Here is a 12,919-nt window from a genome sequence, read left to right on the forward strand (position 1 = left end):
GCGGACGCGGGTTTTCCTGCGGTCAGGCGCGTGCTGGCGGCGAAGTGAAGTCCAGCACCGGGCCGGCGGGCACCACGCCGCTCGGATTGATCGAGAGATGACTCTCGTAGTAGTGCCGCTTGATGTGCTCGATATTCACGGTCGGCGCGACGCCGGGCAGCTGGTAGATATCGCGCGTGTAGGCCGACAGGTTCGGGTAGTCCGCGATACGGCGCAGGTTGCACTTGAAGTGCCCCACATAGACCGCGTCGAAGCGCACCAGCGTGGTGAACAGGCGGATGTCGGCCTCGGTGAGCTGGTCGCCCATGAGGAAGCGGCGGTCCGCGAGGCGGGCTTCGAGCCAGTCGAGCGTGTCGAACAACGGCGCCACGGCCTCTTCGTATGCTTGCTGCGTGGTGGCGAAGCCGGACTTGTAGACGCCGTTGTTGACGGTGTCGTAGACCCGGGCGTTGACTTCGTCGATGCCGGCGCGCAGCGCCGCCGGGTAGTAGTCGCCGGCACGTGCGCCGATGCCGTCGAACGCCGTGTTGAACATGCGGATGATCTCGGAGGACTCATTGCTGACAATGGTTCCCTGCCGCTTGTCCCACAGCACCGGCACGGTGACGCGGCCCGTGTGGCCCGGGTCGGCGGCGGTATAGACCTCATGCAGCAGGCGCGCGTCGTTGACGCTGTCCGGCACCACGCCCGGGCCCGGCGCGAAGGTCCAGCCCTCGTTGCGCATCAGCCAGTGCACCGTGGAGACGCTGACCATGTCTTCCAGCCCCTTGAGCGCACGCAGGATCAGCGTGCGGTGCGCCCACGGGCAGGCCAGGCTCACGTACAGATGATAGCGGCCGGCTTCCGCCTTGAAGCCGCCGCGGCCGCTGGGGCCCGCGGCGCCGTCGGCCGTCACCCAGTTGCGGAAGGCGGCGTCCTTGCGGACGAAGCGGCCGCCCGTGGATTTGGTGTCGTACCAGCGGTCTTCCCACTTGCCGTTGACGAGCAGTCCCATGTCTTACTCCTTCGGTGCGGCGCCGCGCACAGGCATCGCCGCGTTGTTGCCTTGTTGCATTATTGCGCTGACGAGGCTTGATTCCCTGCCTGTGCGTTGATGAAGTCGACGATGGCCGGAATGGTCTGGCCGGGCGCCTCTTCCATCAGCCAGTGGCCAGAGCCCTTGACGATCACGCCCTGCACATTGGTGGCCACCAGCCGCGCCTGGTCGATCAGGAAATTGCCCGAGGCCTTCTCGCCGGCCAGCACCAGCATGGGCATTGGCAGCGGTCGCCGGGCGAGTTCGGCGAAGTCCTTCGCATCCTGCGGGAAGGCACGGAAGAACTCGAAGCCGGCGCGCATCCGGCCAGGACGCGCGAAGGCGGCGGCATAGCGCTGGCGGTCGGCTTCCGACATCGCACGCGCCGGATCGGCCGCGAAATCGTTCCAGAAATGTTCGAAGTAGATACGCTCGCGGCCTTGCACCAGCTTCTCGGGCGTGTCGCCGTAGAAGTTGAAGTGCCATTTGTCGCGCAGCAGCCAGACCTTCTGCCAGTCGCCCACGCCGGGCAGGAAGGCATCCATCAGCGTCACGCTCTCGACTTCGCCGGGGTATTGCGCAGCATAGGCGTAGGCCACCATCAGGCCGATATCGTGGCCGATGACATTGACCTTGCGGTAGCCGAGCGCCTGCACCAGGGCATGGATATCCTGCGCCAGCGCCTTCTTCTCATAGCCCGCCGGCGTGATGCCGGACGCGCCCGCGCCGCGCAGGTCGGGCGCGATGACGACGCGCTTGCCGGCCAGCCGCGACATCAGCGGCAGCCACATATGACTGGTCTCCGCGTAGCCGTGCAGCAGTATCACCGGCGTGCCGTCGCCGCTGCCGGCCTGCATGTAGTGCAGCGAAACGCCGTTGGCGGTGACGTCATGCTGCCGGATGGCGGCGGAGGCGGCGGAGGTGTCGCCGGCGCCCTGGGCGGCGTGCGCCTGGGTGGCGAGCGGCGCCAGCGTGGCGAGGGCAAACGCGGCGGCGCCGGCATATCGCGCCAGGCGGTGGAACAGGGCCATGATTTTTCTCCGCGGTACGGTGCCTTGGCCGGAACTCGTTTCCTGGCCGACGGCGCACTAGACAAAGGGTTTCAGGGAAAGACAGTGCATCAATGTGAGGGGAATATTGCACCCCCGCCGCGCTTTTGCCGTACGATTTCCCCGATGAACTCGTTCGACGGAGTTGAACATGTTGTCGGAAGATGAACTGGCCCTGCTCGAGGCCATCCGCGCCAGCGGCAGCCTCTCGCGCGCGGCCGCGCGCCTGGGCAAGGCACCCTCCACGGTCTCGCATGCCGCGCGGCAGCTGGAGGGCCGCTTCGACGCGCTGCTGTTCGACCGCCGGCGCTACCGCCTGCAGCTGACCCCCGCTGGACATTTGCTGGCCGACGAGGCGGCGCGGCTGATGCAGGATGTGTCGCGCATGACGCAGCGCGTGCGGCAGGTCGCCAGCGGCTGGGAAGACCGCCTGTGGATCGTCACCGACGAGGTCATGGAGTTCGAATCGCTGATGCCGGTGATCCGCGGCTTCGACGCCCTCAAGTCGGGCGTGGCGATCCGCCTGACGCACGAAGTGCTGAGCGGCACCTGGGAAGCCCTGCGCGATGGCCGCGCCGATGTGATCGTGGGCGCAACCAACGAGCCGCCCGCCATTCCCGGCCTGCGCTGGTTCGAGCTGGGCGTGGTGGAATGGGTGTTCGCCGTCGCGCCGCGCCACCCGCTGGCCAGCGTGGCAGGCCCGCTCACGCGCGATCTGGTTTCCGCGCACCGCGCGGTGGTGGTGGCGGATTCATCGCGCGCCTCGGCCGGGCGCGCCTACGGGCTGGTTGGCGGACAGGCTTCGCTGGCCGTGCCGAGCATGCGCGCCAAGATCCTGGCGCAGCGCGAGGGGCTTGGCGTGGGCTGGCTGCCGCGCCACCGGGTGGCGTCGCTGCTCAAGCGCGGTGAACTGGTCGAGAAGCGCACCGCCGATCCGCGCGAGCCGAATACGCTCTATGTGGCCTGGCGCGGCGACCACGAAGGCCGCGCGCTGCAATGGTGGCTCGACCAGTTCCGCCAGCCGCGGCTGGCCAGGCGCCTGGTGCAAGGCATCGACATGTTCGCCTGATGGCCGCGCGGCTGCCGTCGCCTGCTTGAAACTGGCCTGGACAGCGCTTAAATTGGGAGGCGGGCGTGCCACCCGCGCCCCCGGGAGGCTTACCGATGGAGACCGATGTGCTATTGAATGCGGAAGGTTCCGTACTGGTCCTGGTGGACCTGCAGGCGCGGCTGATGCCGGCGATCCACCAGGCCGAGCGCGTGGTCAGGGAAAGCGTGCGGCTCGCCAGCATCGCGCGCATCCTTGGCGTGCCCGTGATCGGCACCGAGCAAAGTCCGGCGAGCCTCGGCGAGAATCTCCCCGAGATCCGGCAGCTATGCGACCGGACCATCGCCAAGGACCATTTCGATGCCTGCGAAGGCGGCCTGGTCGAGGCCCTGCCCGCCGGGCGCAAGACGCTGGTAGTGGCAGGCTGCGAAGCCCATGTGTGCGTGCTGCAGACTGCCATGGGCCTGCTGCGGCACGGCTACGACGTCAACCTTGTGATCGACGCAAGCGGCTCGCGCCAGCAAGCCAGCCACCGTGCCGCCGTCGAACGCCTGCGCGAGGCAGGCGCGAGTGCCGTGACGGTGGAGATGGTGGGCTTCGAATGGTTGCGCACCAGCCGGCATCCGCGCTTCCGCGACGTGCTGGCGCTGATCAAGTAGGGCCCGATCGTCACCCGGGCGGCCCGGCTGGCTGCACAACCCTGGCGGCCCCGCCGGCACCGCTGAGCGGCCGCGGTCGCGGGTGTGCGGCCGCGCCGGCTCAAGGCGATATTCTTCTGTCCCATGCCCCTGGTCTTCCCTTACCAGGGCGACCCCGCCCCGCGCGCCTTCAGCAGTTTTCCCTCGAAGTGGGCGACCAGGAAATCCAGGAACGCCCGCACCTTGGCGGACAGGTTCAGCCGCTCGGGAAAGACCGCGAAGATATCCGCCGGCGGCAGTGCGTAGTCTTCGAGCAGCAAGACCAGGCGTCCGCTGCGCAGGTATTTGGCAAGGTCCCATTCGGCGCGCTGCAGGATGCCCTGGCCGTCCAGGCCCCAGGTGAGCGTCACTTCGCCGTCATTGCTGCTCAGCGCGCCTCGCACCTTGACGCTTTCGGTCTTCTTGCCCCTGGTGAAGCGCCAGATGCCATAGGCCGATTCGTTCTGCCGCAGCACGATGCACTGGTGCTGCGACAGATCCTGCGGCGTGGCAGGAATGCCGTGCGCCTTCAGGTACGAGGGCGCGGCACAGACGAGCCGGCGGTTGTCGGCAATCTTGCGCGCCATCAGGCGGGTATCCGGGATCTCGCCGAAGCGGATCCCCACGTCGAAACCTTCGTCCCCCAGGTTCATGGGCCTGTCCGTGAGATGAAGCTGGACTTCCATCTGCCGGTGCTGCTTGACGAAGGCCGAGATGGCGGGAGCGATATAGGTCCGTCCGAAGCCCAGCGGTGCATTGACGCGCAATGTCCCGCGCGGCGATACATGGCTGCTGGAGATCAGCTGGTCGAGGTCTTCGATCTCGGCCAGCAGCCGGCGCGCGTGCTCGAGATAAACCTCGCCTTCCGCCGTCAGGCCGATGCGCCTCGTCGTGCGGTTCAAGAGGCGCACGCCAAGCCGGCTCTCCAGCTGGGCCAGCCGTTTGCTGACCGCCGCCGGCGTGACATCCTGCTCGCGAGCCGCCGCCGAGAGGCTCCCGGCCTTGACCAGGCCGGCGAAGAAGGCAAGTTCGGAAGGCTGGCCCATTTTCAACCTCAAGTTAATATTAGTTTGAATTCCAGTTCATTTTACTCCTCCAGTTTTCACCGATAGTTAGGTCACGCAAGGCAACGACACCATGCCGGTTGAAAGGCCTTCGCAGTGTGAAACCAACGAGAGGAGCATCGCCATGCGCGAATACAAGATTGCAGCCATCCCCGGTGATGGCATCGGCCCGGAAGTCATCTCTGCCGGCCTGCAGGTGCTGGATGCCCTGGCGGCCCAGGACGGCGGCTTCAAGCTGAGCGTAGAGCATTTCCCCTGGAGCTCGGACTACTACCTGGAGCAGGGCCACTACATCCCCGAGGGCGGGCTGGAGCGCCTGAAACAGTTCGACGCGATTTTCTTCGGCGCCGTCGGTGCGCTCAACGTGCCCGACCACGTATCGCTGTGGGGCCTGCGGCTACCGATCGCGCAGGGCTTCGACCAGTACGCCAACGTGCGCCCGGCGCGCGTGCTGCCGGGCGTCAAGAGCCCGCTGGCCAACGGCAAGGACATTGACTGGGTCATCATCCGCGAGAACTCGGAGGGCGAGTACGCGGGCAACGGCGGCCGTACCCACCGCGGCCTGCCGATCGAAACCGGCACGGAAACGGCCGTGTTCACCCGCGCCGGCGTCGAGCGCATCCACCGCTTTGCCTTCGAGCTGGCGCGCAAGCGTCCTCGCAAGCACCTGACCCTGGTGACCAAGTCGAACGCGCAGCGCTTCGGCATGGTGATGTGGGACGAGATCTTCTACGAAGTCGCCAAGGACTATCCGGACGTCAAGACCGACCGCGAACTGGTCGACGCCGTCACCACGCGCATGGTGCTCAAGCCCCATACGCTCGACGTGGTGGTTGCCACCAACCTGCACGCCGACATTCTCTCCGACCTGGCCGCCGCCTTGTCCGGCAGCCTGGGTATCGCCCCGACCGCCAACCTGAATCCGGAGCGCGTGTTCCCGTCGATGTTCGAACCCATCCACGGTTCGGCCTTCGACATCACCGGCAAGGGGGTGGCCAATCCCATCGCCACCTTCTGGACCGCCGCCATGATGCTGGAGCACCTCGGCGAGAAGGCCGCGGCCGACCGGCTGATGGCCGCCATCGAGCAGATCACGGCGGATGGCGTGTTCACGCCCGACCTGGGCGGCAATGCCACCACTGCGTCGGTCACCGATGCGGTCTGCAAGGTGCTGGCAAGCCAGGTCAGGCAAGCAGCCTGAGCCATACGGCAGGACGAAGGCAAGGCGCGGTTCGCCGCGCAGCCCCCGAGGCAGGCGGGACAGCACCGGTACAGGTGCCCCGCACCGGGCCGGCCCGCGATGGGCCGGCAAAGATACCAAGACAGGAGACAAGCATGCAATCCGCCATCCGGACTGCGGTGACCGCGTTCGCACTCGCGCTCGCCGCCGGCACCGCGCTCGCGCAGACCTATCCCACCAAGCCGATCCGCCTCGTGGTGCCGTTCCCGCCGGGCGGCACCACCGACGTGCTTGCCCGCGCCGTGGGCCAGCGGCTTACCCAGGCACTCGGCCAGCCCGTGGTCATCGAGAACCGCCCGGGCGCCGGCGCCACCATCGGCGCGGACGCCGTCGCCAAGTCGCCGGCGGATGGCTACACGCTGCTGATGGGCGCGGTACACCACACCATCGCGCCCAACGTCTACAAAAAGCTCTCCTACGATTTCCAGAAAGACCTGACCCCGATCTCGGTGGTGGCCATCGTGCCCAACGTGCTGGTGGTCAGCCCGGGGTTTCCCGCCAGGAACGTGCAGGAACTGGTGGCCTATGCCAAGGCAAACCCGGGCAAGCTCACCTATGCCTCGAATGGCAACGGCACGGCCCACCACCTGATCGGCGAGCAATTCAAGGCGCAGACCGGCACCAGCATCGTCCACGTTCCGTACAAGGGCAGCGCGCCGGCCATCACCGACCTGATGGGCGGGCAGGTTTCGATGATGTTCGACACGATGTCTTCGGCCTTGCCCTACATCAAGGCGGGCAAGCTCAAGCCGCTGGCCGTTGCCACGGCCAGGCGCTCATCGGCGCTGCCGGATGTGCCCACGCTGGCCGAAGCCGGCCTGCCCGGCTTCGACATCGCCTCCTGGTTCGGCATCCTGGCGCCCGCCGGCACGCCGCCCGAGATCGTCAACCGCCTCAGCGCGGAGATCATCAAGGCGCTGGCCCGTCCCGATGTCAGGCAGCAGCTCGCAGCCATCGGCGCCGAGCCGGTGGGCAACACCCCGCCCCAGATGACGGCGCAGATCAGGGAAGAAGTCACCCGCTTCGGCAAGCTCGTCAAGGACGCGCAGGTAAGCATGGATTGAGCGGCAATCACGGCCACCGCCGAGACGGTGGCCGCATCCGGTTGACAAAGGCAAAACTGGCGTCTGCAGCAAGTGCGTCGCCGCAGGAGACATCATGAAAAGGCGACTCATTGGCTCACTGTATGTCCAGGTGCTGATCGCGGTGGCGACAGGCATCCTGCTCGGCGTCTTCCTGCCGCAGGTCGGCAGCGAGCTCAAGCCGCTCGGCGACATCTTCATCCGTCTGATCAAGATGGTGTTCGCGCCGATCATCTTTGCCACCGTCGTGCTTGGCATCGCCAAGATGGAAAGCATGAAGGACCTCGGCCGCGTGGGCTGGCGTGCCATGCTGTACTTCGAGGTGCTGTCCACGTTTGCGCTGCTGCTCGGCGTCATTGTCGTCAACGTGGTGCAGCCGGGGCACGGCATGAATGTCGATCCCGCGACGCTCGATACCAAGAGCATTGCCGCCTATACCGCGCAGGTGAAGCACGAAGGCGTGATGGACTTCCTGCTCAACCTGGTGCCCCTGAGCATCGCCGACGCGCTGGCCAAGAACGACATTCTGCAGATCCTGGTGTTCTCGGTCTTCATGGGCGTGGCACTGGCGCACCTGGGCGAGCGCGGCAAGCCGTTCGTGGCAGCGCTGGATTCGTTCGCCAATGCCATGTTCGCAGTGGTTGGCATGATCATGCGCTTCGCGCCGGTTGCCGCGTTCGGCGCCATGTCGTTCACGGTGGGCAAATACGGCTTCGGCTCCATCGCGTCGCTCGGCAAGCTGGTGGCCACCATGTATGGCACCTGCGCGCTGTTCGTGCTGGTGGTGCTGGGCACCATCTGCCGCGCCTGCGGCTTCAGCCTGCTCAAGTTCCTGAAGTACATCAAGGACGAGATCCTCACCGTGCTGGGCACCAGTTCGTCGGAGTCGGTGATTCCCCAGTTGATGCGCAAGCTCGAGAACGCAGGCGTCTCGAAGCCGGTCGTCGGCCTGGTGGTGCCTGCCGGCCTTACCTTCAATCCCGACGGCCAATGCATCTACTACACCATGGCTGCCATCTTCATCGCCCAGGCAACCAATACACCGCTGACCCTGACAGACCAGTTCGTGGTGCTGGGCGTGCTGCTGCTGACCTCGAAGGGCTCTGCCGGCATCACCGGCTCGGGCTTCATCACCCTGGCGGCAACGCTCGCTTCGCTGGGCAAGATCCCGGTGGCCGGCATGGTGCTGCTGCTTGGCGTGGACCGCTTCATGTCCGAGGCACGGGCCATCACCAACACCATCGGCAACGCCGTCGCCACCATGGCAATCGCCAAGTGGGTGGGGGCGCTCGACGAGGATCGCGTCAGGCGCGTGCTCGACGGCGAGGTCGACCCCGAGAACCTCGAACAGCTCTATGAGGACGAGGTCGCGCAAGTGCTGCCCGAGCGGCCCTTGCAGCCGGGCTTTGCCGCCGGCGCACGCAAGAGCGCCTAGTCTTCGCCCTCTGCGCAACGGCAGCACAACGGCAGCACAACGGCAGCGCAAGAGCAGCACAACTACATGAGAAACAGGTAGCTCATCGTGACCTCTCCCACCATCGAAAATCCCCGCGCATTTCTCGAGTCGCTGTTTCGGGCAGCCGTGTCCGCGGCGGATCCGCGCGACTGCCTGGCGCGCGCGCTGCCCGAGCCACCGGCCGGCCGCACCCTGGTGGTCGGTGCCGGCAAGGCTGCCGCGAGCATGGCGCATGCGCTGGAGCAGGCCTGGCCGGGCCCGCTGAGCGGGCTGGTCGTGACACGCTACGGCCATGCCGTGCCCACCTCGCGCATCGAGGTCGTGGAGGCGGCGCATCCCGTGCCCGATGCCGCCGGCGAGCGCGCGGCGGCACGCATGCTGGAACTGGTCGCGGGACTGTGCGCCGACGACCTGGTCATCTGCCTGATCTCGGGCGGCGGCTCATCGCTGCTCAGCCTGCCGCCGCCCGGCATGAGCCTGGCGGACAAGCGCGCGGTCAGCCAGGCGCTGCTGGCCAGCGGCGCCACCATCTCCGAGATGAATTGCGTGCGCCGGCACCTCTCCGCCATCAAGGGCGGCCGGCTGGCGGCGGCGTGCCATCCGGCGCGCGTGGTCACGTTGCTGATCTCGGACGTGCCTGGCGACGATCCCGTGAATATCGCCTCCGGCCCCACCGTTGGCGACGCCACCACCTGCCAGGATGCGCTGGAGATCGTGCAGCGCTACCGCATTGCGTTGCCGGCGGGTGCGCAACGGCTGCTGGTGTCCGGTGCCGGAGAATCCATCAAGCCGGGCGATGCGCGCCTGGCACGCAGCGCGGTGCGCACCATCGCCACGCCCGCGAGATCCCTGGCGGCCGCCGCGCGGGCCGCGCAGGCAGCCGGCATCCAGCCCTATGTGCTGGGCGACCGCATCGAAGGCGAGGCGGCCGATGTCGGCAAGGTGATGGCCGGCATCGCCTTCCAGGCCGCGCACGGCACGCCCCCGTTCGAGCTTCCCTGCGTGCTGCTGTCTGGCGGCGAGACCACCGTCACGGTCAAGGGCAGTGGCCGCGGCGGGCGCAATGTGGAGTTCCTGCTGTCCCTGGCGATTGCGCTCGACGGTCACGCCGGCGTGCATGCGCTGGCCGCCGATACCGACGGCGTGGATGGCATCGAGGAAATCGCCGGGGCCTACGCCGATCCCACCACGCTCGCGCGGGCCTGGGCCAGCGGCATGGCGCCGCGCGCCTATCTTGCCAACAACGACGGACACACCCTCTTCGGGTCCCTGGGCGACGCCATCGTCACGGGCCCCACGCTTACCAACGTCAACGACTTCCGTGCCCTGCTGATCTGCGCAGCGGCCGGGAAAGGATGCTAGATCATGCGCCGTACCCGCAATGCCAAGATTGTCGCCACCATCGGCCCCGCGAGCAGCGATGCCGCCACGCTGCGCCGCCTGTTCCAGGCCGGTGCCGATGTGTTCCGGCTGAACTTCAGCCACGGCACGCACGCCGACCACAAGGCGAGGCTCGCGCTGATCCGCGACCTTGAGACGGAGCTGGGCCGGCCGATCGGCGTGCTGCTCGACCTGCAGGGCCCGAAGCTGCGCGTGGGGCAATTCGGCGATGGCCCGGTGACGCTGGTGGCGGGTCAGTCGTTCCGGCTCGACATGGACCGGGACCGTCCCGGCGACGCCACCCGCGTGGCCCTGCCGCATCCCGAGATCTTCGCCGCGCTGCAGGCCGACACCGACCTCCTGCTCGACGACGGCAAGCTGCGCCTGCGCGTCAAGGCCTTTGGCCCCGATTTCGCGCAGACCGAGGTGATCGACGGCGGCCTGCTATCCGATCGCAAGGGCGTCAACGTGCCCGGCGTGGTGCTGCCGCTGTCGGCGCTGACGGCCAAGGACAGGGAAGACCTGGACTACGGGCTGTCGCTGGGCGTGGACTGGATCGCCTTGTCCTTCGTCCAGCGCGCGGAGGATATCCGCGAGATCAAGCAGATCGTCGGGGGACGCGCCGGCATCGTCGCCAAGCTGGAGAAGCCCGCTGCCATCGCCGAGCTGCAGGCGATCGTGGCCGAGACCGATGCGGTGATGGTGGCGCGCGGCGATCTCGGCGTGGAACTGCCCGCCGAGCAGGTGCCGGCGATCCAGAAGCGCATCGTGCAGGCTTGCCGCCGCGCCGGCAAGCCCGTCATCGTGGCCACGCAGATGCTGGAGTCGATGGTGAGCTCGCCGGTGCCCACCCGCGCCGAGGCCTCCGATGTGGCAACCGCCATCTACGACGGCGCCGACGCGGTGATGCTGTCCGCCGAATCGGCCTCAGGCAGGTATCCGGTGGAAGCCGTGCAGATGATGAACAGCATCATCGTGCAGACCGAGGCCGACCCCTACTACCGGGAGTTCATGGAGGCCTCGCAGACGCCGCCGACGCCGGATATCGCCAATGCCATCGGCAGCGCCATGCGGCGCGTGGCGGGGCTCCTGCACGTGGCCACCACCGTGGCGTACACCAGTTCGGGATACTCCGCGATGCGCATGTCGCGCGAGCGGCCCGAAGCGCCCATCATCGGCATGACGCCGAGCCTGCATGCCGCGCGCGCCATGGCGCTGGTGTGGGGCGTGCATGCGGTGGTGATCCACGAGGTGGAGAGCGTCACGGAGATGACCACCTATGCGTGCGACACCGCGGAGCAGGAGGGCTTTGCAAAGCCCGGTCAGGTGATCGTGATCTCGGCCGGCATGCCGTTCGGCACGCCCGGCACCACCAACCTGCTGCGCATCGCCACGGTCGGCCAGCCCGCCGCCTGACTGGCACCGTCAACGACTTCACTGAAACAAGGGCGACACCATGACTGCTATTCGTTCGATCCGCGGCTTCGAGGTTCTCGACTCCCGCGGCAACCCCACCGTGGCCGCAGAGGTCACGCTGTCCGACGGCGCTTGCGGCTACGCCGCCTCCCCTTCCGGCGCATCCACCGGCAGCCGCGAAGCGCTGGAGCTGCGCGACAATGACCCGGCCCGCTACGGCGGCAAGGGCGTGCTGCGCGCCGTGGCGCACGTCAACCACGAACTGAGCGCCATGCTGGTCGGGTGCGACGCCGCCGACCAGTCCGCGGTGGACGGCCTGCTGCTGCAGGCCGACGACACGCCGGCCAAATCGCGGCTGGGCGCCAACGCGCTGCTCGCCGTGTCGCTGGCCACCGCGCGCGCCGCGGCGGCGTCCGAGGGCGTGCCGCAGTACCGGCGCTTCGGCAACCCGGCACGCTTTGTCCTGCCGGTGCCGATGATGAACGTCATCAACGGCGGCGCCCATGCCGACAACAACGTCGACATCCAGGAGTTCATGATCCTGCCGGTAGGTGCCGTCTCGTTCGCACAGGCCGTGCAGTGGGGGGCCGAAGTATTCCACGCGCTCAAAAGCGTGCTGCGCAAGCGCGGGCTTGCCACGGCAGTGGGCGACGAAGGCGGATTCGCGCCGGACCTGCCATCGAACGAAGCCGCGCTCGAGGCCATCCTCGCCGCCATCGATCTCGCCGGCTATCGCGCGGGAACGGATATCGTGCTCGGCCTGGATGTGGCCAGTTCGGAGCTGTACGAGAATGGCGTCTACAGCCTGGCATCCGAAGGCAAGCATTTCGACGCGGCGGGCTTTTGCGACTACCTGGGCTCGCTGGCGAAGGCCTATCCCATCGTCACCATCGAAGACGGTATGGCCGAGGACGATTGGGCCGGCTGGAAGCTGCTGACGCAGGCGCTGGGCCAGCGCCTGCAACTGGTGGGCGACGACCTGTTCGTCACCAGCACCGCTACCCTGGAGCGCGGGATCCGCGAGGGCATTGCCAACTCCATCCTGATCAAGCCCAATCAGATTGGCACGCTGACCGAAACGCTCGCGGCGATCTCGATGGCGACGGCAGCCGGATACACGGCGGTGGTATCCCACCGCTCGGGGGAAACGGAAGACACCACCATTGCCGACATTGCCGTGGGAACGTCGGCAACGCAGATCAAGACCGGCTCGCTCTGCCGGTCGGACCGGGTGGCGAAGTACAACCGGATTCTGCGCATCGAGGCGGAGCTCGGCGAGCTGGCGAGCTACGCGGGACGGAACGCATTCAGCACAGTCAGCGCGGCCTGCGCGAGCGCTGCCGCCGCCAGGCCGCAGCAGCGGGCCGCCGGGAGGCCGTAGCCGGCCATCGTCGACGGCGGGCAAAAAGAAGGCCCTCGCAATGGAGGGCCCTCTTCCTTGTACTACCTGCGCCAGGCTTCAGACTGCGGCGCGCCGTCTAGTCCGGCTTCT

General features: G+C 67.5%; 11 protein-coding genes. 8 read left to right on the top strand and 3 right to left on the bottom strand.

Annotation, left to right across the window (positions count from 1 at the left end; all coding sequences use genetic code 11):
* Positions 1 to 22 precede the first annotated feature (22 nt).
* Both AC1DKV_RS04975 and AC1DKV_RS04980 read right to left on the bottom strand, forming a co-directional pair.
* A complete protein-coding gene (locus tag AC1DKV_RS04975; protein WP_441612682.1) occupies positions 23 to 994 on the bottom strand; it encodes a glutathione S-transferase family protein in 972 nt (323 codons plus the stop codon).
* A 59-nt stretch (positions 995 to 1,053) separates the two neighbouring features.
* On the bottom strand, positions 1,054 to 2,046 hold the full coding sequence (locus AC1DKV_RS04980) for an alpha/beta fold hydrolase (protein WP_441612684.1): 993 nt from the start codon (positions 2,044 to 2,046) through the stop codon (positions 1,054 to 1,056).
* Between the two features lie 169 nt (positions 2,047 to 2,215).
* On the opposite strand from AC1DKV_RS04980, the gene AC1DKV_RS04985 reads away from it, so the two are divergent.
* Positions 2,216 to 3,133 carry a LysR family transcriptional regulator gene (locus tag AC1DKV_RS04985; protein WP_441612685.1) on the top strand — a complete coding sequence of 306 codons (918 nt, stop codon included), beginning with the start codon at positions 2,216 to 2,218 and terminating at the stop codon, positions 3,131 to 3,133.
* A 107-nt stretch (positions 3,134 to 3,240) separates the two neighbouring features.
* On the top strand, positions 3,241 to 3,771 hold the full coding sequence (locus AC1DKV_RS04990; protein ID WP_441612686.1) for an isochorismatase family protein: 531 nt from the start codon (positions 3,241 to 3,243) through the stop codon (positions 3,769 to 3,771).
* Between the two features lie 140 nt (positions 3,772 to 3,911).
* On the opposite strand, the gene AC1DKV_RS04995 is transcribed toward AC1DKV_RS04990, so the two are convergent.
* Positions 3,912 to 4,835 carry a LysR family transcriptional regulator gene (locus AC1DKV_RS04995; RefSeq protein WP_441612687.1) on the bottom strand — a complete coding sequence of 308 codons (924 nt, stop codon included), beginning with the start codon at positions 4,833 to 4,835 and terminating at the stop codon, positions 3,912 to 3,914.
* A gap of 142 nt (positions 4,836 to 4,977) precedes the next feature.
* Between AC1DKV_RS04995 and AC1DKV_RS05000 the strand changes: the two genes are divergently transcribed.
* The 6 genes from AC1DKV_RS05000 (at position 4,978) to eno (ending at position 12,808) form a co-directional block, all read left to right on the top strand.
* Complete coding sequence (locus AC1DKV_RS05000; RefSeq protein ID WP_441612688.1) at positions 4,978 to 6,054, top strand: tartrate dehydrogenase; 1,077 nt, start codon at positions 4,978 to 4,980, stop codon at positions 6,052 to 6,054.
* Between the two features lie 134 nt (positions 6,055 to 6,188).
* On the top strand, positions 6,189 to 7,157 hold the full coding sequence (locus tag AC1DKV_RS05005; RefSeq protein WP_441612689.1) for a tripartite tricarboxylate transporter substrate binding protein: 969 nt from the start codon (positions 6,189 to 6,191) through the stop codon (positions 7,155 to 7,157).
* 94 nt (positions 7,158 to 7,251) lie between these two features.
* On the top strand, positions 7,252 to 8,610 hold the full coding sequence (locus AC1DKV_RS05010) for a dicarboxylate/amino acid:cation symporter (RefSeq protein WP_441612690.1): 1,359 nt from the start codon (positions 7,252 to 7,254) through the stop codon (positions 8,608 to 8,610).
* Positions 8,611 to 8,697: 87 nt separating this feature from the next.
* Complete coding sequence (locus tag AC1DKV_RS05015; protein WP_441612691.1) at positions 8,698 to 9,993, top strand: glycerate kinase type-2 family protein; 1,296 nt, start codon at positions 8,698 to 8,700, stop codon at positions 9,991 to 9,993.
* 3 nt (positions 9,994 to 9,996) lie between these two features.
* Positions 9,997 to 11,427: a pyruvate kinase gene (gene pyk, locus AC1DKV_RS05020; protein ID WP_441612692.1), complete on the top strand. Its 1,431-nt coding sequence runs from the start codon at positions 9,997 to 9,999 to the stop codon at positions 11,425 to 11,427.
* Positions 11,428 to 11,467: 40 nt separating this feature from the next.
* Positions 11,468 to 12,808, top strand: a complete 1,341-nt coding sequence (gene eno / locus AC1DKV_RS05025) for a phosphopyruvate hydratase (protein ID WP_441612693.1) — start codon at positions 11,468 to 11,470, stop codon at positions 12,806 to 12,808.
* Positions 12,809 to 12,919: the final 111 nt, after the last annotated feature.

The sequence above is a fragment of the Cupriavidus sp. 05T41 genome, from assembly GCF_056396525.1.